This is a genomic window from Peristeroidobacter soli (assembly GCF_004138485.1).
Classification (GTDB): Bacteria; Pseudomonadota; Gammaproteobacteria; order Steroidobacterales; family Steroidobacteraceae; genus Steroidobacter; species Steroidobacter soli.
This window is the reverse complement of the sequence record NZ_RYEV01000004.1, coordinates 492818-516380: the sequence shown is the minus strand read 5'-3', so window position 1 is coordinate 516380 and position 23563 is coordinate 492818. Positions and strand designations below refer to the sequence as shown.

General features: G+C 64.4%; 22 protein-coding genes. 6 read left to right on the top strand and 16 right to left on the bottom strand.

Translation table 11 applies throughout. From position 1 onward, the window contains the following. Positions 1-52: 52 nt before the first annotated feature. The 7 genes from EKO19_RS17980 to EKO19_RS17955 form a co-directional block, all read right to left on the bottom strand. Positions 53-1264: a tetratricopeptide repeat protein gene (locus EKO19_RS17980; RefSeq protein WP_157995317.1), complete on the bottom strand. Its 1212-nt coding sequence runs from the start codon at positions 1262-1264 to the stop codon at positions 53-55. Between the two features lie 31 nt (positions 1265-1295). Beyond that, positions 1296-1790 carry a hypothetical protein gene (locus EKO19_RS38335; protein WP_175597098.1) on the bottom strand — a complete coding sequence of 165 codons (495 nt, stop codon included), beginning with the start codon at positions 1788-1790 and terminating at the stop codon, positions 1296-1298. Continuing rightward, positions 1787-2353, bottom strand: a complete 567-nt coding sequence (locus EKO19_RS17975; RefSeq protein WP_129777834.1) for a hypothetical protein — start codon at positions 2351-2353, stop codon at positions 1787-1789. Before EKO19_RS17975 ends, EKO19_RS38335 begins: the two co-directional genes overlap by 4 nt. 12 nt (positions 2354-2365) lie before the next feature. Then, positions 2366-2950, bottom strand: coding sequence for an RNA polymerase sigma factor (locus EKO19_RS17970; protein ID WP_157995315.1), 585 nt, complete (start codon positions 2948-2950; stop codon positions 2366-2368). A 206-nt stretch (positions 2951-3156) separates the two neighbouring features. Continuing rightward, positions 3157-3759, bottom strand: coding sequence for a type 1 glutamine amidotransferase domain-containing protein (locus tag EKO19_RS17965; RefSeq protein WP_129777832.1), 603 nt, complete (start codon positions 3757-3759; stop codon positions 3157-3159). A 25-nt stretch (positions 3760-3784) separates the two neighbouring features. Next, positions 3785-5239 carry a M20/M25/M40 family metallo-hydrolase gene (locus EKO19_RS17960; RefSeq protein ID WP_217705430.1) on the bottom strand — a complete coding sequence of 485 codons (1455 nt, stop codon included), beginning with the start codon at positions 5237-5239 and terminating at the stop codon, positions 3785-3787. Positions 5240-5267: 28 nt separating this feature from the next. Beyond that, complete coding sequence (locus tag EKO19_RS17955; protein ID WP_129777830.1) at positions 5268-6578, bottom strand: CitMHS family transporter; 1311 nt, start codon at positions 6576-6578, stop codon at positions 5268-5270. A gap of 180 nt (positions 6579-6758) precedes the next feature. Here EKO19_RS17955 and EKO19_RS17950 point away from each other — a divergent pair, with 180 nt between their 5' ends. Continuing rightward, on the top strand, positions 6759-8330 hold the full coding sequence (locus EKO19_RS17950) for a serine hydrolase domain-containing protein (RefSeq protein ID WP_129777829.1): 1572 nt from the start codon (positions 6759-6761) through the stop codon (positions 8328-8330). Positions 8331-8338: 8 nt separating this feature from the next. Then, the gene (locus EKO19_RS17945; RefSeq protein ID WP_217705429.1) at positions 8339-9982 is read left to right on the top strand and encodes a lipase family protein; all 1644 of its coding nucleotides are present in this window, start codon (positions 8339-8341) and stop codon (positions 9980-9982) included. 69 nt (positions 9983-10051) lie between these two features. On the opposite strand, the gene EKO19_RS17940 is transcribed toward EKO19_RS17945, so the two are convergent. Continuing rightward, positions 10052-11320: a GDSL-type esterase/lipase family protein gene (locus EKO19_RS17940; protein ID WP_157995314.1), complete on the bottom strand. Its 1269-nt coding sequence runs from the start codon at positions 11318-11320 to the stop codon at positions 10052-10054. A gap of 139 nt (positions 11321-11459) precedes the next feature. Here EKO19_RS17940 and EKO19_RS17935 point away from each other — a divergent pair, with 139 nt between their 5' ends. Continuing rightward, positions 11460-12524 (top strand): isocitrate/isopropylmalate dehydrogenase family protein, encoded by a 1065-nt coding sequence (locus tag EKO19_RS17935; protein WP_129777827.1) that lies wholly within the window; start codon positions 11460-11462, stop codon positions 12522-12524. A gap of 10 nt (positions 12525-12534) precedes the next feature. Beyond that, positions 12535-12801, top strand: a complete 267-nt coding sequence (locus tag EKO19_RS17930; RefSeq protein WP_129777826.1) for a hypothetical protein — start codon at positions 12535-12537, stop codon at positions 12799-12801. 34 nt (positions 12802-12835) lie between these two features. On the opposite strand, the gene acnA is transcribed toward EKO19_RS17930, so the two are convergent. From acnA to EKO19_RS17905, 5 genes are read right to left on the bottom strand one after another with little or no spacing between them, the layout of a single operon-like run. Further along, complete coding sequence (gene acnA / locus EKO19_RS17925; RefSeq protein WP_129777825.1) at positions 12836-15412, bottom strand: aconitate hydratase AcnA; 2577 nt, start codon at positions 15410-15412, stop codon at positions 12836-12838. An 8-nt stretch (positions 15413-15420) separates the two neighbouring features. Then, entirely contained in the window at positions 15421-16221 is an 801-nt protein-coding gene (locus EKO19_RS17920) for a hypothetical protein (protein WP_129777824.1), read from the bottom strand. Next, a complete protein-coding gene (gene rraA, locus EKO19_RS17915) occupies positions 16211-16735 on the bottom strand; it encodes a ribonuclease E activity regulator RraA (protein WP_129777823.1) in 525 nt (174 codons plus the stop codon). The genes EKO19_RS17920 and rraA overlap by 11 nt, the downstream gene beginning before the upstream one ends. 56 nt (positions 16736-16791) lie before the next feature. Next, entirely contained in the window at positions 16792-18207 is a 1416-nt protein-coding gene (locus EKO19_RS17910) for a sensor histidine kinase (protein ID WP_129777822.1), read from the bottom strand. After that, complete coding sequence (locus EKO19_RS17905; RefSeq protein ID WP_129777821.1) at positions 18207-18875, bottom strand: response regulator transcription factor; 669 nt, start codon at positions 18873-18875, stop codon at positions 18207-18209. The genes EKO19_RS17910 and EKO19_RS17905 overlap by 1 nt, the downstream gene beginning before the upstream one ends. 76 nt (positions 18876-18951) lie before the next feature. Here EKO19_RS17905 and EKO19_RS17900 point away from each other — a divergent pair, with 76 nt between their 5' ends. Both EKO19_RS17900 and EKO19_RS17895 read left to right on the top strand, forming a co-directional pair. After that, positions 18952-20067: an ABC transporter substrate-binding protein gene (locus EKO19_RS17900; RefSeq protein WP_217705428.1), complete on the top strand. Its 1116-nt coding sequence runs from the start codon at positions 18952-18954 to the stop codon at positions 20065-20067. A 124-nt stretch (positions 20068-20191) separates the two neighbouring features. Next, positions 20192-20770, top strand: coding sequence for a peroxiredoxin (locus tag EKO19_RS17895; RefSeq protein WP_129777820.1), 579 nt, complete (start codon positions 20192-20194; stop codon positions 20768-20770). 85 nt (positions 20771-20855) lie between these two features. Here the strand turns inward: EKO19_RS17895 and EKO19_RS17890 are convergent, their stop codons facing one another. The 3 genes from EKO19_RS17890 to EKO19_RS17880 are packed head-to-tail and all read right to left on the bottom strand — an operon-like array spanning position 20856 to position 23558. Beyond that, positions 20856-21182 (bottom strand): hypothetical protein, encoded by a 327-nt coding sequence (locus tag EKO19_RS17890; RefSeq protein ID WP_129777819.1) that lies wholly within the window; start codon positions 21180-21182, stop codon positions 20856-20858. A 58-nt stretch (positions 21183-21240) separates the two neighbouring features. Further along, entirely contained in the window at positions 21241-22266 is a 1026-nt protein-coding gene (locus EKO19_RS17885; protein WP_129777818.1) for a DUF2950 domain-containing protein, read from the bottom strand. Beyond that, positions 22263-23558, bottom strand: coding sequence for a DUF3300 domain-containing protein (locus EKO19_RS17880; RefSeq protein WP_129777817.1), 1296 nt, complete (start codon positions 23556-23558; stop codon positions 22263-22265). The genes EKO19_RS17885 and EKO19_RS17880 overlap by 4 nt, the downstream gene beginning before the upstream one ends. Between the last annotated feature and the right edge of the window lie 5 nt (positions 23559-23563).

Below are 23563 nucleotides of genomic sequence, written 5' to 3'. Positions count from 1 at the left end.
TGGGTGCGGGATGAACGCGGACGACGCATCGCGTCGCGCAGCTAACCTATGTTTACAGCGTCGCTTCGACACCGGCACTCAAGCGGTTGCCGGTGTAGTCGAATTCAGCGGTGTCGGCGTCGTTGTTCGAATAGGCGTAGCGCAAGAACACTTGCCAGCGAGCAGTCAGCGTGCGGGTTAACGCCAGTGCCAGCTCGGTGCGCTGTTCATTCCCGCTGGTGTTGTCGTCGTAGCTGCTGAGGCGTCGTGAGGCTTCGAACAGAATGCTCCAGTCCGTGGCGAATTCGCTCTCGGCATCGAAGCTCACCTCGTGACGGGTGGCGGACAGGGCCGCGTCGTCGTAGTCGCCGATCTCGAGCAGATAACCAAAACGAAAATCCCAGGCGGCCTGCAGCCAGTCGAGCGAGGCGCTGAGCTCGTGGCGTCGGCCGCTCAGGCCCCGGAATTCATCGTGGCCGTCGATGTCGTTGAATCGATAGCGGCCGCGCATCGTCAGATCGGAACGCAGCTCCCGGCTGGTTTGTATGAACAGGGCGCGTCGGCTTTCGAAGCTCGAGCCGTCGAGCATGGTGTGCGCGACCTGTGTGCCGGCATCGTTGAGCCACTCGCCGCTGTGCCAGCGATAACGGCCGCCCAGCTGCAGGCCGAGCTGGTCGAAACTGTCCAGCTCCTGATAGTCGACGGCATTCACGCCGCCATCGATTCTCCAGCCCTCGCCGAAGGGCATGCTGAGAGCGAATTGCGCTTCGGCGAAGTTGTCGGCGCGGTCGCTGATGCCGAGCACGTCGGAGTTGGAGACGAGCGCGACGTTGTCGTCGTGACCGATGCCGAAGCCGGCGTACCCGAACCAGGTGTGAGAGGGCTGTGGTGCTTCGAATCCACCGAGCCGGGCGGCGGCGAGTTGCCGCAGCTTCGGATCCTGGGTCGCGGCCTCGACGCGTGCGAACCAGCGAGTTGCCGCGCCTGGATCGTTGCGCTTCAGCTCGACGAGGCCGAGGTTGTAATAAGCCAGTGCCGCCATGGCTGGCGTGTTCGCAACTTCTTTGAATGCCGCTTCGGCTCGTGCGTAGTTGCCCGCGCGATAGGCGGCGACGCCAATGTTGAAGTGCAGGGCGGGGCCGGACATTCCTTGCGCCAGCGCGGACTCGAAAGCGGCGAGGGCCTGCGTGTAGTCACCGGCCTGGAATGCGCTGCTGCCCGCTCGAAACAGGCGGCCGGCCTCATCGCTGTAGGCGTACGCGGCCCCGGAACAAACAAAGAGCAATGTCAGGACGGCCGGCGCGAGGCGCAGCGAGTCAGCGAGGCTGTTGACCTGGAGCGTTGGGATTGCCGCGTGGAGGTCGATCCTCTTTCTTGCGTTCGCGCTCTTCGGCGCGAGCACGCCGGGCGGCTTCGCGTTGTTCGGCAGCTTCTTCCTTGGCGGCCTGGCTAGCCTCCTTAGCCAGCTCCTTAGCTTCGCGAGCGGCCTGCTTGCTTTCGGTTGCGGCTGCCTTGGCTGCCTTCTTGTCGGCGTTGGCCGCCGCGGCAGACTCTGCGGACTTGCGCTCTGGCAGCGGGATTCGGCGGACGACTTCGTCAGGCAGCTTGGCATCAGGATCCACGATGATCTGCATGGTCACGTCGAGATCGCCCTGTCCCTGCCCGGGCGCAGATTTGGAATCGGATTGCTGTTGCGCCAGTGCGCCGTGCGTCAGCAAGCACAGGGCCAGGATCGTTACGTGCTTCACTCGTGGCTGAATGATCGTCGTCTGGCGCGAACCTGGCAAGCGCAGCCGTGTGATGGGCATCATGTCCTGGATGCCTCGGGGGCGCGTACCGTGAGGTTGACCGTCACGCGTCGCGTGCGGCCTTCATGCTCGATGACCGCGACCAGCTGCCCGGCGCCGGTCGATCGAGCCACGACCGGGAGCGACAGCATGTTGCTGCCTCGTTCCAGATGCGTCTGCCAGTCGATCTCGCGCTCGTCATCGAAGCCGTCGAGCACGACGCTGCCGGTGGCGACGATGCGAATGATGGCGCCGTCGAGCGCGCGTTCCGAATCGATCAACACATCGATGTCCCGCATCTCGTTCAACGCCAGCGTGATGCCGGGCTCGCGCTTCATCATCGGCAACACGACCAGCATGATCAGCACCGCGACGGCGGCACCGACGCTCACGCCGATCCAGGTTTCCCAACGACCGATCAAATGAGCGAGCCGGCTGCGCGGTGGCGCGGCCTCGCGAGTGGCAGTGGCGAAGGCGCGCTCGATGAATTCCGGACGCGGCTCCGGCGCGGGGAGGCGCTGCAGCGCCCGGCGCAGAATGTCGTCGTCTTTACTCACGAGACCGGCCCAGCTTGCAGGAGCGGGCATTTTGTACACGTTTCATACACGATCCAGCGTTGGCATTCGTTCCGTCGCCAGCAAGCCCTTCAGTTTCGCCCGCGCGCGATGCAGCCGGGATTTCAGAGTCCCCACCGGCACGCCCATGATCTGCGCCAGTTCCGGCAGGCTGTAATCCTCGATGTCGTGCATCGACAATACCACGCGGTGTTCTTCACCCAATCGGTCCCAGGCCGCCAGTATCCGTTCCTGGGTGAGCTCGCGTTCGAGCAGTTCGGCGGGACCGGCGGCGGGGTCGATCAGGTCCTGGGCTTCTTCTTCATCGATGTCGTCGGGAGGCTCGGTGCCAAACTGAACCGGCGAGCTGCGCTCGCGGCGCACCTGGTCGACGAACATCCGATACATCACCCGCAGTGCCCACGGCCGGATGCGATCCAGGCCGCGCAGCTCGTCGAGCCTGGGATACAAACGAACCAGCAGCTCCTGGACCAGATCCTCGGCGCGGTCCACCGTGCCCGTCCAGCGATAGGCGGAGCGATACAGGGCGGGGACGTGCTCCCGCAGCAGATGGTCGAACTCGGCTGCCGCGTTGGCATGCGTCGGACGGGCGCGCTTCGGCAGGACCATGATCTCCATTTAGCCTGACACGAGACGGGCTGTCGAATGGTTCCGTCGGCATTCCCCAGGAACGGTTCTGTCGTGAGATTCGTGTCATAGCGTGAGGGCGATGCCTCCAGCGATTCTGGGTGAGGTCAGCGAACCGAGTTCGAGGGCGAGCCGTGGGACGATGTCGTCGGGGCGAGGGCGCGCCCCGACGACATCACTTTACTGATTCAATGCACGCCGGGGCGGGGTTCGTTCTTCGCCGCTTTCCCGCTCTGACGCCGGCCGGCGTGACTGCCTTCCTCGATCTCCTCGATGATCTTGGCCGAGAAGGCATCCAGGTCGCCCGGGTTGCGACTGGTGATGATGCCCTGATCGGTGACCACCGCCCGATCCACCCAGTTGCCGCCGGCATTGATCACATCGGTCTTGATCGAGTGATACGACGTTACTTGCCGACCGCGCACGGCATTCAATTCCACCAGCAGCCATGGCGCGTGACAGATCGCGGCGACGATCTTGCCGGCCTCCAGAAACGAGCGGATCAATTGCAATGCCTGCGGATTCACCCGCAACAGATCCGGATTGATCTGGCCGCCGGGTAGGACGATTGCGTCGTAGTCGTCGGCGTTGGCGTCGTCGAGCGATTTGTCCACCGCGACGCTCTCGCCCCAATCTTTCAGCTTCCAGCCACGGATCTTGCCCTTCTCGGGCGATACCACATCGACGTGCGCGCCGGCTTCTTTCAACTTACGTTGCGGCACCATCAGCTCATCCTGCTCGAAGCCGTTTGTGGCGAGAATGAGGACCTTCGCTTTGCTAATATCGGGCATGACACATCTCCTTTGACGAATAACGTCAATGAGGCAGCGGGGATGGAGTTCCCGCGCGGCCTGCTGCATACGCCTTGACCAGGCGATACAGGAACACGCGAGCATCCATCAACGACTTCACCCGCACGCGCTCGTCGAGGCCGTGCACGCCGTTGCCGTCGGGATCCACGAACACGCCGGAGATCCCATACGTCGCAATGCCCGCCGCGTTCAAGAAGCGGCCGTCGGTCGCGCCGGTGCTGAGGGTCGGAATCACCGGCACCCCGGGCCACATCTCGGCGACGATTTCCTCCACGGGCCGCAGGATTTGCGGGGTCAGCGGCGGCGCGGCGGATTGCGGGCCCGGCGCATCGGACAGGCTGAGCGACACTTTCGGATCGGCAATCAGCGCTTCGAGCCTGGCTCGAATCGACTCGACCGGCTCGCCCGGCAGGATGCGGCAATTGATGTTGGCTTCGACATGCTGAGGTTGCGCGTTCTTCGCGTGGCCGCCGTCGATCCGGGTCGAGATGCACGTGGTGCGCAGCAAAGCATTCCACAACCGATCGACCTTGCCGATGCGCTCATACGTCGCCTCATCCGCTGTACCGGCGCCGATCGCGGCCATGTCGGCGCCGGTCCGGCCCGGATACAGAAAGGCCGCGCGCCGGAAAAACTCCTGGCTGACCGGCGTGAGATTCACCGGGAATTTGTAGGAGCCGACGCGCACCAGCGCGGCTGCGAGCCGATCGATCGCATTGTCCTCGGTGGGGCGCGCGCTGTGACCGCCGGGAGAGGTCGTGACGAGCTTGAAGTCCTGGTAGACCTTCTCGCCGGTCTGAATGCCGAACGACACCGGCTGGCCCCGTTCGTCGAGCTGGCCTTTGCCGCCTTCGTTCACCACCCAGCCGGCCTGCAGGGTCTCGGGCTCGGTCGCCAGCAGATACTGCACGCCGTTGAAGAAACTATCGGTCTCCTCGCCGCAGGTCAGCGCCAGCTTCACCGTGCGCCGGGGACGGAAGCCCTCCTTGCGCAGGCGAATGAGTGCATCGACGAATGCCGCCGCCATCGCCTTGTCGTCGATGGCGCCTCGCGCGTAGAGATAACCGTTCTCTTCGACCAGCACGAATGGATCACGAGCCCAGTCGGAGCGCTTGGCCTCGACGGTGTCGATGTGAGCGAGCAGTAGCACCGCTGGCAGCGAGGCATCGGTGCCGCTCAAGCGAGCGACCAGATTGCCTTGCTTGGGAAATTTCTCCGGCACGACGACGCGCACGTCGGCGCCCGGGTAGCCCGCGGCCTGAAGCCGAGAAGACATGCGCTCGGAGGCGAGCGTGCAATCGCCGCTGGACAACGTGGTGTTGGTCTCGACCAGTTCCTCATACAAGTCTCGGAAGCACGATTCGCAGTCCGCCGACTGCGACGGCTGTGCCTGGAGCGAGGTGCCCGCCAGCAGGGCGGCGCTCAGTAAGGGCAGGAGGCGCGGGGGCCGACGTTGCAATGGCTTGATCATGTCAGGGGCGAGACAGTCAGACGGCCAGAGGGAAAATGCCCAGCAACAGGCAGGCGGGCAGGAATATGGCACAACTGCCCAGCGCCCACTTCATGGTGAAGCGCTGATGCTCGCCGAACTCGACGCCCGCCATGGTGGCGAGCAGGTACGTCGAGGGGACCAGCGGGCTGAGCAAATGAATCTGCTGGCCGACCAGCGAGGCCTGCGCCATGTCCATGGCACTGATGCCGTACTCGGCGCCGGTCCTGGCCAGGATGGGCAGCATGCCGAAGTAGAACGCGTCGTTCGAAATCAGAAACGTGAAGGGCATGCTCAACAACGCCGTGATCGGCGCCATGTAGGGGCCGAGCGCGGGCGGGATGCAGGCGATGATGGTGTCCGCCATCGCATCGATCATCTCCGTTCCCGACAGAATGCCGGTGAAGATGCCCGCGGCGAAGACCAATCCCGCGACCGCCAGCGCGTTGCCCGCATGCGCGTTGATGCGTTCGCGCTGCTGCTGGAGTGACGGATAGTTGATCATCAGCGCCACTGCGAAGCCGAGCATGAACAGAATGGCGAGCGGCAACATGCCCAGCAGCAGGCAAGTCATCAGCACGGCGGTCAGCAGCAGATTGAGCCACATCAGGCGCGGACGCCTTGCGTTCACATCGCCCGCATCCTGAGCGACCACCGCTTCGCCGCTCGTGTCAGTGCCTGCAGCCTGATGGAGCGCGGCCAGCCGCTTGCGTTCGCGCAGGCCGAATATCCAGGCAACCACCAGGACCCAGCCGGCGGTCACCGCCATCGCCGGGATCAGGCCGACGAACACGTCGCGAGGATCCAGATTGAGGGCCGTGGCCGCACGCGCGGTCGGTCCGCCCCAGGGCAACAGATTCATCACCGCGCCCGAGAGGATGATCAGGCAGGCCATGATGCGTACGTCCATCTTCATGTGCCGATACAACGGCAGCAGCGCGGCGGTGGTGATCATGTAGGTCGTCGTGCCGTCGCCATCGAGCGAGACCAGCAGGGCGAGCACCACGGTGCCGATGGTGATGCGCAGGGCATCGCCGTGCACGAGTCGCACGATCAGCTTGATGAGCGGATCGAACAGGCCCGCGTCGATCATCAGCCCGAAGTAGAGGATGCCGAAGATCAGCATCACGCCGGTCGGTGCCAGCTCGCGCACCCCGGCGATCATCATCTCGCCCAGGCCGGCGGTGAAGCCCATGCCGAGCGCGAACAGGGTCGGTACCAGGATCAGCGCCACCAGCGCCGACAGTCGCTTGGTCATGATCAGGGTCATGAACGTGGCGATCATCGTGAATGCCAAAATTGCCAGCATCTCTTAACGTTCTCTGTTGCGCCGTCTTTGGCATTAGCCCCCAGGCGCGAGCATGCTAGGGGCGGCGGCTGTCATCAGGCTGTCAACGAAGCGCCGTTGCGTCGGCGCGCGACAGGCTCGTGAAAGCTTGTACTTTCAACATCGCGATATCACTGCGAATCCACCAGGCGGTAGTCCTCCATGCAATTGTCCCGTCGCCGCTTCGGCACTCTGGTCCTGGGCGGCAGCGCGTACTGGCTCGTCGACGGCGCCATCGCCAGGGTGAGCGCGTCGAGCGATCTGCCGCAGGGCGTTGCCCCGGTTCATGCCGACGGCACCTACCGGGACGGCCTGGTTCGCAGCACGCCCGAAGAGCAGGGCGTTTCCTCGGCGGCGATTCTCGCGTTCATGGACGAAGTGGCGGCCGCCGGCCTGGAGCTCCACAGCTTCATGTTGATGCGCAGTCGGCACGTCATCGCCGAAGGATGGTGGTGGCCGTACCGCGCCGATCGCGTGCACATCACGCATTCGCTGACCAAGAGCGTCACCGCCGTCGCGGCCGGGCTGGCCGTCGACGAAGGGCGATTCGACCTGCAGGACAAGGTGGTCTCGCTCTTCCCCGAATTCGTGCCGGCGAATGCCAGCGCGAACCTGCGCGCGATGACGGTAAGCGACCTGCTGACCATGCGTTGCGGACACGCCCGGGAGACCTCGGGCTCGCTGTGGCGTCCGATCCCGACCAGTTGGGTCGCCGAGTTCTTCAAGATTCCGGTCGAGCATGTGCCCGGCACGCATTTCCAATACACCAGCGCGGCGAGCTACATGCTGTCCGCCATCGTCACCAAGACGACCGGGATGTCGATGGCGGAGTACTTGCGGCCGCGCTTCTTCGAGCCCATGGGTATCACGCGCTGGCAGTGGGACACGAGTCCTGGCGGCATCAGTCCCGGCGGCAACGGCCTCAGCTGGAACACGTCCGCATCGGTGAAGCTCGGCGCGCTGCATTCGCAACTCGGCGAGTGGAACGGCAACCGTGTGCTGTCGGAAAAGTGGGTGCGGGCCGCAACCACCCGACAAGCGGATGGCGATGCGAGCGGCGCGTACGGCTACCAATGGTGGATGGGACCCGATAGTGCGTACTACGCGCTGGGCCTGTTCACGCAGATGACCGTGGTGTTTCCCAAGCACGACACGTCGCTGGCGGTGTTTGCCGCGATCAAGGGCAGTCAGAAACTCAAGTCGCTGCTCTGGAAACATTTTCCGGCGGCGCTGGGCGCTGCCCGGTTGCCTGCCAGTCCCGTGGCCAGACAGCTGGCGCAACGCACCGCGCAGCTGCATCTACTGTCGCCATTGACGAGGACAGATTCGCCGCTCGCGGCCAAGCTCAACGGCAAGAAGCTCACGGTGCAGACCAACGATCAGTCGGTGCAGTGGGTCTGCTTCGACTTCATCGAAGGCGCATGCACCTATCGCATGAGCGATGACGAGGGCGTGCATGAGATCACGGCGGGCCTCGCGGAATATTTCGAACAGCACACCAGCATGACCGGCCATCGGCTGCATCATGAATATCGGCCCAAGAATCAGGCGGTGGTGGCTGGTGCCCGCTGGCTCGCGCCCAATCGATTGGAGATGACGTGGCAGTTCGTGGAGACCGCGTTCCGAGACACATTGCTGTGCACGTTCAACGCGAACAGCGTGACGATCGATCGCAGCGTGAATCTCAATTCGGCCGAGTCACGCCTGCCGCCGCTGGTTGCGACCTGGACCTGAGCAAAACGATGCCGGAATATTTTCATCTGGCCTGGCCGGTCGCCGCGCTGTTGAGTGTGCCGTTGCAAGCGACGGTCGCCTCCGAGCCGGGGAGCACGCCGCCACCGGATTGCGAAGCTCGCGTCGGCTATGACCGGGATCGCGTGATGCTCGGCTATCTGCTCCCCACCGCGGCGGGCGAGAAAACCTGCATTCCGTTCTCCACGGTCGCCGCCTACCCGCCGCCGGGGTACCAGGGCGATTTCTACGTCGCTGAGTTCAGCGACGAGAAGCTGCGTCAGCGCTGGGTCGCGTGCAAACAGGACAAGGTCTGTTACGAGCGGGTGTCCAAGCAGGTCACTGCGCGTCGTCCGCCGAACAAGGAATATCACATCACCGATCCGAAGCACGTGCACTTGCTCGGCAAGGTGACCGCACGGGGCGAGATCGATCTGAAGACGATCCGCCGGCCGGCATTCTTTGCGGCGGCTCCGTATCACGAAGCCATCGCGGCGCTGGACGATCGCACCTATATCGTGGAGTTCACCGCCCCGGCGGACCCGCACGAGCAGATCCACCAGCGGTTGACCGAGGAGGTCAAGCTGCGTGGTTGGTACATCCGCGGCGACGGTATCGATGACGGCAAGGGTGGCAAGCGTCGCGCGCTGCTGGTGATGACGCCGGGGGGCGGCGGGCGCATCACGGCGATCACCCATCCGGACGATCGTTTGTATCGGATGGACGAAACCGGCAAAACTCACATCAACAGTTTTCCCACCGAGCGCAGCGGTAGCACGGGGCAGCAGCTGTGGCGGCAGATCGCCACGCAATTCCATCGGGCGGGATTCGACGTCCTGCTGCACGATCGCCGTGGCGTCGGTATCTCGAGCGGCTTCAGCGACACCAACACGCTACAGCAGGGCAGAGATTTGCTCGCCATGATCGCGAGCTTGCGCACCGGCGAAGGCATGCGCGCGATGGCGCCCGCGGGGAAGGCCAGCAAAGGTCGGGCCGCTGCCGAGTTGGTTCGCAGCGCGCGCACCGATGCTGGCCTGCCGGTGGTGATGTTCGGTAATTCTCGCGGCACGATGGCGACCGGCTGGGCCATGACCCTGAACTTCGACAAGGATTGCAGCTATGACCTGCCGGCCATCAGCTGCAAGCCGCCGGTCGGCGACACCAGCATCAAAGGCGCGATGCTGATGGCCGAATTCACCAGCGGACCGGGCTACGTCATGGATCGACCGAGTGCGGAAGATGAGGCGCGCGGCCTGGGCACCGATCGTCCGTTGTTCATTGCCGGCAGCGCCGTCGAGCAGAACGTGGTTTTCTTTCCCAGCTCGGCGATCCTGGCGGGCATTCACAAGTGGCCGGCCGCGTTCTTCGCGCGCGGCTTGTGGGATTACGCGGCGTCTCTGCAGGGAACGATGGACAGCTACCGGCGCGTGAATGGCCTCAAAGAGCTGGTCGTGGTCCGCGGGCCGCATCCATATGAAGTGTGGCCAGAATCCGAACAGCGCAGAGTGCGCGAGCGCATGGTTGGTTTCGCGGAGGCCCTGATTCAGGGCAAGAGCAGTGTCGGTGGCGCGCGGCCCTGGACGAACATGAAAGAGCTGGTGGCGACGGCGTCGGATGTATGGGAAGCGTCGACTCGGCCCACGGTCGTCAAGTGAGTCGAGCCGCCGGCCCGCGCCGCTGGCTGCTGCGGATCTGAGCGCCGTGCCGTTCGTTCAGCGCGGCGCTCACTCGAACAAACGCAGGTCGATAGCGTCTCCGAGCGCGCGCAGTCCCGCCGCATTCGGGTGCACGAAGTCGCAGCTGTACAAGCGCTTCATGATCTGTGCACCGGTCGGAGAAACGCCGCCGCCGGCCATTACTGCGTCGAAGTCGATGACACCATCGAAATTCGCTTGCTTGCGAACCCACTCGTTGTAGTCGAGGCGATGGCGTTCCTGGGGCGCGTCGAAGCCTTCACCCGGAGCCTCCGCCGGTTTGCCGCGAGGAAGGAGAGTGGCACCGATGATCTTGACGCCGCGAGCGTGCACGCGATCGATGATCTCCTGCGTGCCGGCGATCAGCTCAGTGGACGTTGCGCCTCGATGAATGTCGTTGGTCCCTTCGAACAGAATGACATGCGTGACGCCGGCGCGGTCGAGCACGTCACGATCCAGACGAGACAGCGCCGACGGCCCGGTCGGTCCGTCCTGCAAAATGCGATTGCCGGCGATCCCGGCGTTCGCAACGGCTTTGGGATAGGCGGGCGGCAACGGTGCCAGGCGCGCGGCGAGCACGTCCGGCCAGCGCTGATACAAATCCGGGATGACTTTGCCCGTGCTGTCGGTCGTGCTGCAGCGGCCGTCGGTGATGGAATCGCCGAGGGTCACGATCGTGCCGCGAGTGGCTGTCGATTGCACATCGAGTGCCGCAACCCAGTACACAGGAAACGAAACGACGCCTTGCGCCAGCGTCGGCAACGGTACGAAGGCGGCACCGGATTCCGCCTCGGCGCTGTGTCCCGGCGCGTAGTAGGTCGTCGCGAGGCCAAGTGCGTGAGTGCTGATTTCCTCGGCCGACTGTACCGCGAGGCTGATTGCCAGACGTTCGAATGCGCGCACGGGAAAATCGATCGGATCGCTGTACGAGCCGGCGCCGGGCGCGAGCGTCAGCGTCGACTGCCCGTCGAACGTCAACGCTCGGTTGGTGCCACTCATCACGGTTGCACCTCGATCGAGCACACCGAGGTACGCAGCGGCGAACGAGACCGGCGTGGCCGCCACGGTGTTCTCGATCTTGATGCGTACGGCCGAGCCGCCGATGGTCGGCCGAACGACGACTCGCACGGCGGCGTCATCGAGCGCGGGAGCCTGCTCCGCGAGCCGACCCTGCGGCGCGGCCCAGGCCGAAAAGAATCGCCCATCGTTCTGCGAGCGGGATTCCGGCAGGGTCGCGCAGCCGGCGAGACCGAGCACGAGCACGGAAAGGCCGGCGTATGAAATGTTTCTTGTCGTCATCGGCGGCTCGCTTGCTGCTCGTGAGCGCGAATGTAACGACTCCCGGGCGTGTCGGCCAGCGAACTTCGGCGCGCGCGGGCGACAGCTCGGTGACAGCTTGCCGTCGCAGAGTAAACGCGCCTCACTCTTATCGGATCCCATGAAGATTCTCATCCTTCCCGGCGACGGCATCGGTCCTGAAATCACCCGGGCGACCATCGACGTGCTCGCCGCGGTCGACCGGAAATTTTCGTTGCGCCTGGATCTGGACGTGCGGGACATCGGCCTGGCGACGCTGAAGTCGCAGCAAACGACGCTGCCGTCGGCGGTCATGAAACGAATCCCCGAGGTGGACGGCGTCATTCTCGGGCCGGTGTCGCACTACGACTATCCGAGCCGGCAGCAAGGCGGCATCAATCAATCGGCCGAGCTGCGCGTGGTGTTCGATCTCTACGCGAACCTCCGGCCGAGTCGTTCACGTCCCGGGGTCAGCGTGCTGCCGAAGGCAATGGATCTGATCATCGTGCGAGAGAACACCGAAGGCTTCTATGCCGATCGCAACATGCATGCGGGCAGCGGCGAGTTCATGCCGGACGAAAACATGGCACTGGCCGTTCGAAAGATCACGGCTCGCGCTTCGCAGCGCGTGGCGCGCGCGGCATTCGAGATCGCGCGAGGTCGTCGTCGCAAGGTGACGGCGGTGCATAAGGCGAACGTGCTGAAGCTGTCCGACGGGTTGTTTCTGCGCGAAGTGCGCAAGGTCGCGCAGCAGTATCCGGACGTTCAACTGGAAGAGTTGATCGTCGATGCCACCGCGGCGCTGTTGATCCGCTCGCCGGAACGTTTCGATGTCATTGTCACTACCAACATGTTCGGCGACATTCTCTCGGATGAGGCGGCTGAACTGTCGGGCAGCCTGGGATTGGGCGGATCGATCAATGCCGGCGACGATATTTGTGTCGCTCAGGCACAGCACGGTTCGGCGCCGGACATCGCCGGCCGCAACGTCGCGAATCCGACGTCGCTGATTCTTTCCGCCGGCATGCTGCTCGACTGGCGCGGTCGTCGTGACGGGCGCGAGGATCTGATCCAGGCCGGCGCGCGGATCGCGGCCGCCATCGATCGGGTCATCGACAATCCCAAGACACGGACCCGCGATATCGGCGGCGACCTGGATACCACCTCTTATACGGCGGCCGTGTGTGCCGCCATCGATGAGTTGTGAGGCAGCGATCATGACCCAGGAACTGAAGCCTGCGGTGCTGCGGCCCGCGCGGATCGAGCCGAAGGCACGGGGCGGCGGCGTGCGAACGACTCCGCTGGTCACCCGGCGGGTTGGCTCGACGAGTTTCATCAATGGCATCACGGATTTCGATCCGGGTGCGGCGGTCCCGATGCGGATCCTGTGGACGTACTCGACGGTCGATGCGACTCGGACGAATGTCGAGACCGGCCAGACGCGCAGCATCGACGACGAACACGGTTCGCCGGCAGTCGCTTAGGCCTGTCAACCCCTCCACTGAGGGTTGACAGGTGCTACTGGGTCGCTCGCGCCAGGATATACGGCAGGATTCCGCCCGACTTCAGCAATTCGACTTCGAGCGCCGTCTCCACGGCGGCGTGGGTCGCGAACGTTTCGACGCCGCCGGCAGCGCGACGGATCGATACGACGATGACCCCGCCAGGCACGACCTGATGGGGCGCTGCATTGATCTCGAGCGTGTCGGAGGCCGCAAGCGTCAGCGCGGCCGGTGGGAGCTGCGCGGGCAGGTGCAGCGGCAGGATGCCCATCCCGATGAGGTTCGAGCGATGAATGCGCTCGAAGCTCAGGGCCAGCACCGCGCGCACGCCGAGTAACCACAATCCTTTCGCCGCCCAATCCCGCGACGACCCCGTGCCATACCGCTCGCCGGCAACGACGATCACCGACGAGCCCTGCGCTTTGTATCGCTCGGCTGCTTGCCACAGCGGGAGGATCTGCCGGCTGCCGGCGTGTCGAGTCGTGCCGGCGGGCAAGGAAACATCGAGGAGGTTGCGCACCGAGCGATTGGTGTACAGACCTCGCAGCATGACTTCCCAATTGCCGCGTCTGGAGGCAAATACGTTCAAGTCGTTCGGGTTTTCACCGCGAGCGACGAGGTGTGCGGCTGCGTCGCCCGCCGCGGGGATCTGACCGGCGGGAGAGATGTGATCGGTCGTGATGTCGTCGCCCAACACCAGCAATGGATGGGCGACGTATCGGCCCAGCGCCGAGGTCTTCGTGGCAGCGGCGAAGGGCGGGCGACGAATGTAGGTGGACTTTTCGTCCCAAGGAAACAGCGGTGTCGACGGCGCATCGAGCGCCTGCCACAGCTCGTTCTGTTCGGCGCGCTCGTAAGACTCGCTCACATCGCGCGGGTCGAGTGCCGCCGCGCAGGCGGTGTCGATCTCGGCGCCGGTGGGCCACAGATCGCGCAGATAAACGGCGCGACCGTCGCTGCCTGTTCCGATTTCGTCTTCGAGAATGTCGCGATCGATGTCGCCTGCCAATGCATAAGCGACGACCAGCGGCGGAGAGGCGAGAAAGCTGGCATCGATCTGCGGATGGACGCGGCCGGGAAAATTGCGGTTGCCGGACAACACGGCGACGGGCAATACGCCGCGCGACACGGCATCGAGCATCGTCTCGTTCAGCGGCCCGGAGTTGCCGATGCACGTGGTGCAACCGTAGCCGACGATGCCGAACCCGAGCGCTTCAAGAGCGTCGAGCAGGCCAGCCCGGCTCAGATACCGTGCGGCGGTCGGCGAACCGGGCGCGAAGGACGTTTTGACCCAGGCCGGCGGACGCAGGCCGAGCGCGCGTGCTTTCTTCGCAAGCAATCCGGCAGCGACAGCCAAGCGAGCATCGGAAGTGTTGGTGCAACTCGTGATCGCGGCAATGGCCACTGCGCCCGCAGGTGGCTGCGCATGGTTGCCCGGCTCAGTAACGAGCTGCGACAGAATCCCGCGCGTATCGTGCGGAGAGATTCGATCCTGCGGGCGACGCGGACCGGCGAGCGACACTTGCACCTCGCTCAGATCGATCTCCAGGGTGCATGTATATCGAGGCGAACACTCCGGATCGAACCAAAATCGTTGCTGACGCGCGTAGCTCTCGACCAACTGCGTGTGCGTGTCGGAGCGGCCGGTGGCGAGCAGATATTCGATCGTCCGGTGATCGACGGGGAAGAAGCCGGTCGACGCCCCATACTCCGGCGCCATGTTCGCAATCACCGCACGTTCGCCGCCCGACAGCGTCGACACGCCGGGCCCGAAGAACTCGACGAACTTGCCGGCCAGCTTCATCCGCCGCAGCCGCTCAGTCACGAGCAACGCAAGATCGGTCGCGAGCGTCCCCTCGGGCAGTGCACCGGTGAGACGCACGCCGATGACATCAGGGATGCGAAGCATGACCGGCATGCCGAACATCACGCTCTCGGCTTCGAGCCCGCCGACGCCCCAGGCCAGCACGCCGATGCCGTTGATCATCGGCGTATGACTGTCAGTACCTATCAGCGTATCCGGTACGGCCCATCGCTCGCCGTCGCGCAACTCGCTGGTCACAACTGTCGCGAGCCGTTCGAGGTTCACCGTATGCATGATGCCGGTGCCTGGCGGATGAACATTCACGCCGCGCAGGGCCAGTGTCGCCCACTTGAGCAGGCGATAGCGCTCGGCGTTGCGTTCGATCTCCCGCTGCATGTTGCGTTGGAGCGCATCGGGCGTCGCGTAGTAGTCGACCGCGATGGAGTGATCGACCGAAACATCCACCGGCAGCACCGGATTCAACATCGACGGATCGTGCCCGGCCTCCGCGACGGCCGAGCGTAGCGCGGCGATATCGACCAGGGCGGGAACGCACGTCGTGTCGTGCATGAGCAATCGGCCGGGATAGAACGCAATCTCGGCGCTGCTCGTGCCCGCATCGAGCCATTTCAGAATGGCGGCCGCGGAGTCCGTCGAGCCGTGGCGGAGTACATTCTCGAGCAATAGACGCAGCACCCACGGCAGCCGTTCGAGCTCCGCGCCCGCGAACGCACGCAGATCGGCGATGCGATATGACTCGCCGCCGAGGGATGGGAGAGTGGCCGGCATGGAATCGCTCAGGGCTGAGCCAGCGACACGGCGATGGTGTTCTCGGTCTCGCTACGCAGGGTCTGCTTGATGGCGTGAAGCTGCTTCCACACCGAATCGTTCTCCAGCGTCCTGCGCACTTTCGTCACCGTCTCGGCGCGTTTGCCGAAGGCTTCCAGGTCGCGGTATTCGTAGATGAACAGCGCGTCCCACGGGCGGCCGACCGGATAGCGATTCATGAAGATGCGATAGCTGCCGAGGACACCTTCCTGCATCCAGCCCTTGACCTGCGGCAGGACGTAGCCGTCGACGAATTTCTCATACTCGCTGGCGGAGCCGAACTCATACGGAATCACGTAATAGATGGCGTCGGCGTGACTGGCGTTCTCCGCGTCGCCCTGCCAGGTGAGGTCGGCGGAGTAGGTGTCGATGGTCTGCACCAGGCGCGTGCCGGCGGCGGTCAGTCCGCCGGGCGATGTTTGCTCCAGCGTCATCCAGCGCTGCGTGTCGGTGTAACGCGCGAAACTCACGACCGTCATCGCATCCCAGGTGCCGCCGTGCGCGAACGGATTGAAAAGAATCTGATAGCTCTTGATCGCGCCGTCTCGTTGCAGCTTCGCAAGCTGCGCGCGACCTTCCTTTTGCAGGTAGGTGCGAAAGGCGGGACGATCGACGGGAGCGGTGCGATAGGTGATGAGCAAGCTGAGCGGCCCGCCGGCGGGCTCTTCCGCCGCGGCGCGCGGGCTGGTTGTGACTGCGACGATGGAGAGCACTCCGAGCACGATCGCCAGCAGGGAATTGCGAAGGCTCGGGAGCGAATCAGAAGGCATGTCGGGACACCTCGGTGGCAGCGGTGCGCTCGACGGGGACCAGGCTGTGATCGCTGATCACGATGCCGTCCTCGTCGCTGTAGACCCAATCGCCCGGGCGGAAAGTGACGTCGCCGAATTCGACCGGTGCATCGATGAGACCGGCGCCGGTCTTGGTCGGGCGCCGGGGATTCGAGCCGAGGGCCTTCAGACCGATGTCGAGCTTGCCGAGGGCGACGGTATCGCGCACCGCGCCCCAGACGATGAGACCCGCCCAGCCATTTTTGTGGCCGAGCTCGGCCATGAAGTCACCCAGCAGGCAGCAGCGCAGCGACGCGCCGCCGTCGATCACGAGCACGGCGCCGTTGCCCGGCACGGCCAGGATTTGTTTGATGAGGAGGTTGTCCTCGAAACATTTGATCGTGCGCACCGGGCCATGGAATCGGGCACGACCGCCGTAGGAGTGAAACTGCGCGTTACAGACGCTCAGGCTGTCGGCGTGCGCGTCGACCAGATCTGCAGTCAGGGGGCTCATTCAACACCTCTTGCTGCGCGCACGGTAGGCGTCGATGCTGTCAGCAAGCTGTCGTGCTATTCGGGCTGGCCGACAGGTCGCCGGAAGATGACGCGCACCCGCAGGCCGCGCTCGCTCTGACCGCTCAGCAGCTCGATGCGTGCGTCCATAATCTGCGCCAGCACCTGCACGATGGATAATCCGAGGCCGCTGCCGGGGCGGTTCTGGTCGCGACTCAGGCGGTAAAACCGCGTGAATACCTGATCGCGTTCCTCGACCGGGATGCCGGGACCGTCGTCCTCGACTTCGACGACCACATGCTCATTCTCACCGACGACGCGCACGATGACGTTGCCGCCATGGCCGTTGTAGCGCACGGCGTTGTCGACCAGGTTGCTGAGCAACTCGGTGAGCAGAACCGGGTCGGCACGCGTGATCCAGGGGCCGCGGCCTTCGACCGCCAAATGCATTTCGCCCCCCGCGCGCAACGCCTGCGGTGCGTGCTCTTCGGCGACGCTGCGAGCGATGGCGCCGACATCGATCTCGGTGAGTGCCAGTCCGGACGGCTCGGCGCCGTCCGCACGTGCCAGTGTCAGCAGTTGGATGAGCAGGCGCTGCAGCCGGTCGGTGGCTGCTTCGATATCCGCAATCGATTCGGCTCGCGCGCCTGCTTCGATCTGCGTCTTCAGCACGCCGATGTGAGTGCGCAGAATCGACAGTGGCGTGCGCATCTGATGCGAGGCGTCGGCCGTGAATCGACGCATGCCTTCGACCGCGCTGTCCAGTCGTGACAGCAGCGAATTGAAGGCCGTCACCAGATCGCGCAGCTCACGTGGAACTTCGGCCAGGGGCAGTGGCGTGAAGTCGGAAGCGGTGCGCGCATCGATGCCGCGGCGAAGGTGCGTGAGCGGCTCCATTCCCCAGCGCACACCGATGGGAATCAACAGCGAGGCGAGGGCGATCAACGCGACTTCGAGCATCACCAGCTGAATCAGCATGGTCCTCGATAAGGCGCGCCGCGCTTCCAATGTTTCTGCGACCTGAACGACGACGAGGGTGTCGATGCGCGGCAAACGGCGAGCTTCAGCGGCAATGCGTACGCGCTGACCCCGGTATTCGCCGTAGCGGAACGTGGTGTTGCGCCGGTCGAACTCGCCGGCGTGGGGCGGCGGCAGATGCGGATAGCCAGTCAGCAGCCGCTCGCCTTCGAACACGTTGTAATAGATGTTGTCGCGAGAGGCGTTTTCGAGCATGCCGAGCGCCCACGGCGGCAGATCCAATGTGATCGCGCCGTCCTGGACTTCGAGGGTTTCGGCGACGGCGCGTGCCGAGGCACCGAGCAAGCGATCGTTCACCGCCTCGACGATGCTATGAATCGCCCAGGCGCCGCCCGCGCCGAGCACCAGGGCGAGCCCGATCATTGGCGCCACCAGCCCGCGAAACAGGCGGCCGGTGAGCGATGAGGGCGCGGCGATGCCGCTGACGGCCACCATCAGGACGGATCGAGCATGTAGCCCAGACCGCGCAGCGTGCGGATTTGCGGACCGTCGGGCTCGAGCTTCTTACGCAGACGCGCGACGTAGACTTCGATGGCGTTGGGCGCGACCGCATCGTCGAAGCCGAAGACCTCGCCGCTCAATCGTTCCTTGGCAACCAGCTTGCCAGGACGTGCCGCGAGCCGCTCCAATACGGCCCATTCGCGTCGCCGCAGCTCGAGCAAGCGGCCGTTGACCGTGGCCGTGCCGAGTGAATGATCGATGACCAGGTTGCCGATGGTCACGACCGGCGAGGGATCGCCTTGCGAGCGGCGGAGCAGGGCGCGAATGCGCGCTTCCAGCTCGTTCGGCTCGAACGGCTTGAGCAGATAGTCGTCCGCGCCCAGGTCCAGTCCGGTGACCCGGTCCTGCACCGTATCGCGTGCGGTGAGGATCAGAATGGGCGTTTTCGTGCCCCCTTTGCGCAGCCGTCTGAGCACCTCGAAACCGGAAATGCCGGGCAGGCCGACATCCAGAATGATGAGCGCGTACGGCTCCTTGCGGGCGATCTCGAGGCCGGAAGTGCCATCGCCCGCGGTGTCCACGGCATAGCCGGCGGCACGCAGCGTTGCCACGAGGCCACGGCGTAGCGCAGGATCGTCCTCGACGAGCAGGATGCGGGCCAAGCGAACGCCTCGAATTGCATGACAGGTTGGCGACAGTATCAATGCCTAACGTAGCGAGCCAAGGGGGATAGGCTGCATGCTATTGCCCACAGCATTTACAGCGACCGAAGCGATGATGCGTCTGGCGAAAACAGTGGCCGCCGCGGTGCTCTTGCTTGCCACGGCGCTGTCGGCGATCGCCGCCGTGCCGCCGAGCTATCCGCGTTCGTACGCGAATCGAATCGCGGATGCGAACGAGGATGGCAGGCTCAGCATCTATTCGACCACCGACGCGCGCGAAGTCGCCCAACTGCTGCAGGACTTTCGTTCGCTCTATCCGCGGATCCGCGTCGAGTACTTCGATATCAATTCGACCGAGCTGTACAACCGTTTCATCGCCGAGGTCGCGGCCAAGGAAGCGAGCGCGGATCTGCTGTGGAGCTCGGCGATGGATCTGCAGATCAAACTGGTGAACGACGGGTATGCGCAAGCGTACGCGTCGCCGGAAAAGCCGAATCTGCCCGCCTGGGCGATCTGGAAGAACGAGGCGTACGGCACCACGGCCGAGCCGGTGGTGCTGGTTTATAACAAACGGCTGGTGCCGGCGGCCGAGGTTCCGCACACCCGCGCCGACCTGGAGCGCTTGCTGACCGACAATCCCAGCTACGTCGGCAAGGTTGCGATGATGGATCCCGAGCGCTCCGGCGCCGGGTTCCTCTATATGACGCAGGATCTTCGCGTCACTCGCGACAACTGGCGTCTGGTGCATGCCATGGGGCGAGCCAAGGTGCAATTCTATTCGTCGACGGGCGCGATGCTCGAGCGCGTGGCGTCGGGCGAACATCTGCTCGCCTACAACACCATCGGACCGTATGCGCTGGAGCGTGCGGCGCGCGATCCTGCCATCGGGGTCATCCTGCCGAGCGACTACACGTTGGTGGCGTCCCGCATCGCCTTGATTCCCGCCGATGCGCGTCATCCGGACGCGGCCAAGCTGTTTCTGGATTATCTCCTGTCCAGGCGCGGCCAGGCGTTCCTCGCTCAAAAGCACATGACGCCGGTGCGCAGCGATGTCGACGCGCCGCCCGGAACTCACATCGACGCGCCCAACATGCGCGCGATCCGGGTCGGGCCGGAACTGCTGGCCAATCTCGATCAAATCAAACGCCTGCGCTTTTTGAAAGACTGGCGCAACGCTGTGAACCAGGACTGAACTGCAGTCATGCGCGGCCGGGCGGGTTTTTGGAAGATATCGACCGGCCCGCACCGTGTCGGATGACGCCCGGCCGCCGGAGGGCTACGATGCATGCGTTCCGTCCACTGCTGCTGGAGTCCTCATGAAAACGCAGGGTTTGCTCTTGACCGGTCTGTTGGGATTGACCGCGCTGCCGGCACTGGCCGCGTTACAGGAGGGGGCGCCGGCGCCCGAGTTCACGGCGCAGGCGTCGCTGGCAGGCAAACCGTTTACATATTCGCTCAAGGATGCGCTGAAGAAGGGCCCGGTCGTGGTCTATTTCTATCCGTCCGCGTACACCGGCGGCTGCAACGTGCAAGCTCGTACGTTCGCCGTCAACAAGGATAAGTTCGCCGCCGCCGGCGCCAGCATCATCGGCGTTTCGCTCGACAGCATCGAGCGGCTCAACGACTTCTCCAAGGACCCCGAATATTGCGCGGGCAAGTTCCCGACGGCCTCGGACGTGGACGGGAAGATTGCGAAGTCCTATGAACTGCAGGTGCGTGAAGCTGGCACCGGCAAGAAGGACACGCGGGGCCAGGATATCGACCATGGCTTCGCCGAGCGCACCACGTTCATCGTGACCCCGGACGGCAAGGTCGCGGCCACGGTCGGCGGCCTCAACCCGGTGGAGAACGTCAACAAGTCGCTGGAAATCGTGCAGAAACTGAAGGGCGGCTGAGCGCTCTTCCGGCCCGGACGGCCGTCCGCACGGCCGTTCGTCCGCTATCCAGGAGCGGAGGCGGCGCGCTGGAGTCGACCACAAATCACATCGACTCCGGACCGCGAGCGGTGCGCAGCTGACGGATCGGCGCGAGTGTGTTCGGCGTCGGGGCGACGAAGCCCACGTTGGGATACCACGTCACGTAGGGACGCGAGCGGCGCTGGCTGGCCTGGTGCGCGAAACGATAGGGCGCCAGAGCGATCACGTTGTTGGGCCGTTCGGTGGACATGATGGAGTCGTTGCCGTTCACAGTGAGGAACAGCGTAGGGTATGCCCAGCCGACGCAGAAGGAATGAATCCGAATGTCGCCATAACGGGCAACGATATAACCGCTCTGTAACGGCGCCGGAGCAGGGCTGACTGCTGGCACCGACTCGGCTCGTCAGCGCCGGCGCAGGGGATGTGACTGGCGTATCACTCGACCGGCGTCAGCGCAGGATTCCCATCAGGATGTCTCGTTCGTGGTCGAAGCCGGCTTCACCGAGAAACTGAACCACGGCGGGGGCGATCTGCGCGGCCATTGGCTGTCCGGTTGCGACTTCGGGCTGCCAGCTCGAATCTGGATCGAACGTCTGGATGGCCCGCGCGGCGGTGGGCGTATCGGGACCGAGATCCTTTGAGTAAACGACGCCGTCGTGATTCACGATGAAGGTCATTACACCGCTGCGCCCGTACTCGGCGGGAATGGTGATCAGCGCGAAGCCCCCGATCATCTTGCCATCGACCAAATAGCTATACGCGCCGCCTCGCGCATTGGGGCCTTGTGCCGTCAGCAGCCGATAGATGTAACCGCGCAGCGGCTCATTCTTCGACGGACCATTCTGGAAATAGCCTTCGCCTTGCGCGCGGGCGAAGCCTTCGCCGAGCGGGCTCGGCGGCTCATTGCCGGTCGTTGGCCAATACAGGCCGTCCTTCTGTCCCTTTGAGCTCACCAGCCTCTGTGAAAACTGCAGCAGCGCAGCTCCTTGCGGGTTGCGCATGTAGTACTCGCGCTGGGCATCGACGAAGGCGAGGCAGGACTGGATGGTGGCCAGTTCGTTGGCGCCGACGCGGCGATTGACGATTTCGTCGGTGCCGGCGTCGCTGTCGAAGTGCCAGCGCCCATTGCTTTGAACCAGCGGAAACGGAAATGGCCATTGATCGGTGCCGACCAGCAGCGTGGCTTCACCGGCGGCGCCACGACTCAATGTATGTTCGGTTTCGTAGGCACGTACGAATCGCTCGCGGGCATTTCGGTCTTGGATGGGATCGCCGGATGAGATGGCGGGCTCGGCTTCGGCGCCGAGCACTTTCACCAGTGCCCTCGTGTCGTCCGAGCGGGCCGCTGCGACCAGTGCACCCACGGCGTCATCGATCGATGCGAAATCCCTCTGAGTGCCGCGATTGCACGCAGCCGCTGCCATCATCAGCAGGAGCATGAATATTCGCAAGGTGGATGAGATTTGCTGTTTCATCTGCGCCGTCCGCCACCGCGTGACATGCCACCGCGACTCGCCGCGCCACGACTGCTGTGGGCTCGCGTGCTCGCTCCACTGTCGACACCGCGAAACGCGTCCGACGATCCGCCGCCACCGCGATCGAAGTCGCGAGACGCACTGCCCAGATCCCGGTTCTCGGCGCCACCCCCGAGGTCTCGATATTCATTGCCGCGATTGCCGAGATCGCGGTTTTCACCGCCGCCACCGAGGTTGCGATTTTCGTTCGTGCGACCGCCAAGATCCCGCGACTCATTGGCGCCCAGATCGCGGTTCTGTTGACCGCCTGTGCCGAGTTGGCCGTTGTTGAGATCGCGGCCGCGATAGTTCTCGCGGGCCTGCAGCGCTTGCGGGCTGCTGCCACGGCCATATCGTTGTTGAGTCGCGGAGTCTCGATAGCCCACGCCCTGACGATGCGCCGAGTTGTGCTCCCAGCGATTGCTGACATTCGTGCGGTTGACGTTGTTGATGTTGGTGCGGTTGAAATTGTTGTAACGATTGACGTTGATGTCGATGTCGCTGTGGCCCCAATTGAAGCCACCCCACAGCGCGCCGCCGACGATCACGCCCGCGCTGAAAGTGAAGAACGCCGCGCCGGCCGCATAGCCGGGCGGGTAGTAGTAATAGGGTGGATAAGCAGGGTACGGCCAGGCCCCGTAGACCACGGTCGGGTTGTAGGTCGGAACGTAGACGACTTCGGGACTGGGCGACTCGATGATGATGACCTGAGGCGCGGTCGAGCCCGCCGGCGCGGCTTCGGTCTTGACCGTTTGTTCCTTGCCGCTCTTCAGATTGCCGGCGTCTTTCGCCTTGACCCGCAATCGCTGGACGGCGTCCATCACGTCCTTGCGTTGCGCGAGCACGGCGTCGCCGAGCTTCTGGGTCCAGTCGAGCTTCTCGTTCATCATCTTGAGCACGTCTGGAAACGCGACCATGGATTTGACGCTCGCATCCCAGGTCTCGTTCTCCACCGCCTTTGCAACGGCGTCGCCCTTGACGTCGGGATGGTCCGCCGACCAGCGCGCCGCGAGCACGATCTCGAGCGGATAGGTCGATGCCATGAGCACCTGCGCCAGCAGCGCGTCCGGATAGAGCGCGATGGGCGCGACGATCTGCTCCAGTTCTTCAGGCTTGAAGGGCTGGGCCTTTGCTTGATCTTCGGCGGAGGGCGTCGTCGGCTGCGGTGGGGTTTGTTGAGAGTGGGCCGCCGGCTGGACCAGAGCCAGCAAGCTCGCTAGCAGCGACGAGCAAAGACGAAGCGACCGGTTCATTCCGC

Coding starts and splice junctions, on each gene's coding strand:
- EKO19_RS38335 (WP_175597098.1), bottom strand. CDS start 1,790: ATGATGCCCATCACACGGCTGCGCTTGCCAGGTTCGCGCCAGACGACG.
- EKO19_RS17975 (WP_129777834.1), bottom strand. CDS start 2,353: ATGCCCGCTCCTGCAAGCTGGGCCGGTCTCGTGAGTAAAGACGACGAC.
- EKO19_RS17970 (WP_157995315.1), bottom strand. CDS start 2,950: ATGGTCCTGCCGAAGCGCGCCCGTCCGACGCATGCCAACGCGGCAGCC.
- EKO19_RS17965 (WP_129777832.1), bottom strand. CDS start 3,759: ATGCCCGATATTAGCAAAGCGAAGGTCCTCATTCTCGCCACAAACGGC.
- EKO19_RS17955 (WP_129777830.1), bottom strand. CDS start 6,578: ATGCTGGCAATTTTGGCATTCACGATGATCGCCACGTTCATGACCCTG.
- EKO19_RS17950 (WP_129777829.1), top strand. CDS start 6,759: ATGCAATTGTCCCGTCGCCGCTTCGGCACTCTGGTCCTGGGCGGCAGC.
- EKO19_RS17945 (WP_217705429.1), top strand. CDS start 8,339: ATGCCGGAATATTTTCATCTGGCCTGGCCGGTCGCCGCGCTGTTGAGT.
- EKO19_RS17940 (WP_157995314.1), bottom strand. CDS start 11,320: ATGACGACAAGAAACATTTCATACGCCGGCCTTTCCGTGCTCGTGCTC.
- EKO19_RS17935 (WP_129777827.1), top strand. CDS start 11,460: ATGAAGATTCTCATCCTTCCCGGCGACGGCATCGGTCCTGAAATCACC.
- EKO19_RS17930 (WP_129777826.1), top strand. CDS start 12,535: ATGACCCAGGAACTGAAGCCTGCGGTGCTGCGGCCCGCGCGGATCGAG.
- acnA (WP_129777825.1), bottom strand. CDS start 15,412: ATGCCGGCCACTCTCCCATCCCTCGGCGGCGAGTCATATCGCATCGCC.
- EKO19_RS17920 (WP_129777824.1), bottom strand. CDS start 16,221: ATGCCTTCTGATTCGCTCCCGAGCCTTCGCAATTCCCTGCTGGCGATC.
- rraA (WP_129777823.1), bottom strand. CDS start 16,735: ATGAGCCCCCTGACTGCAGATCTGGTCGACGCGCACGCCGACAGCCTG.
- EKO19_RS17910 (WP_129777822.1), bottom strand. CDS start 18,207: ATGGTGGCCGTCAGCGGCATCGCCGCGCCCTCATCGCTCACCGGCCGC.
- EKO19_RS17900 (WP_217705428.1), top strand. CDS start 18,952: ATGCTATTGCCCACAGCATTTACAGCGACCGAAGCGATGATGCGTCTG.
- EKO19_RS17895 (WP_129777820.1), top strand. CDS start 20,192: ATGAAAACGCAGGGTTTGCTCTTGACCGGTCTGTTGGGATTGACCGCG.
- EKO19_RS17885 (WP_129777818.1), bottom strand. CDS start 22,266: ATGAAACAGCAAATCTCATCCACCTTGCGAATATTCATGCTCCTGCTG.
- EKO19_RS17880 (WP_129777817.1), bottom strand. CDS start 23,558: ATGAACCGGTCGCTTCGTCTTTGCTCGTCGCTGCTAGCGAGCTTGCTG.